Raw genomic sequence first — 492 nt, 5'->3', positions numbered from 1 at the left:
GGATGTGGACGGGGCGCAGGGCACGCTGTATGTCCAGGGGGCTTTAACGGAAAGCGCATGCCGACTGGAGATGAGCAGTGCCCGGCAAGACATTGATTTGCATGAAATTGGCACCGGTCGATTGCGGACTTTTGGGGCTGCCGGTGATCCGGTCAGTTTTGAGTTACGTTTGGCTGATTGCCTTGACTCAGGGGTCGGTTTACAGGATGTGCGGACCGGAGAACGGCTGCATTCAATAGGGCAACCGGCGGTGCGAGTCAGTTTTCGCAGTGTGCGGGATGCGGACTCTCCGCAGTGGGTCAAAGCGCATGGGGTCTCCGGTGTGGGATTACGCCTACTGGATGAGTACGGACACGATGTGCGTCTGGGTGACCGAGGGCAACCATTGCAGCTGAGTCAGGGGGAAAACACGTTGCGTTACACCGTCACCCCTATGCGTACCGCGGCGCCCTTGAATGCCGGGGCTTACCACGCCGTGGTGGACTTTCACCT

1 protein-coding gene is annotated in these 492 nt (G+C 59.1%); it reads left to right on the top strand.

The annotated features are described in order from the left end of the window. On the top strand, positions 1 to 492 hold a 492-nt coding region (locus AAZR93_RS21570), incomplete at both ends, for a fimbrial protein (protein ID WP_434721039.1).

This window comes from Providencia sp. Je.9.19 (assembly GCF_051129765.1).
Classification (GTDB): Bacteria; Pseudomonadota; Gammaproteobacteria; order Enterobacterales; family Enterobacteriaceae; genus Providencia.
Note: the sequence above shows the minus strand (reverse complement) of the source record. Positions and strands in the feature narration are given on the sequence as shown.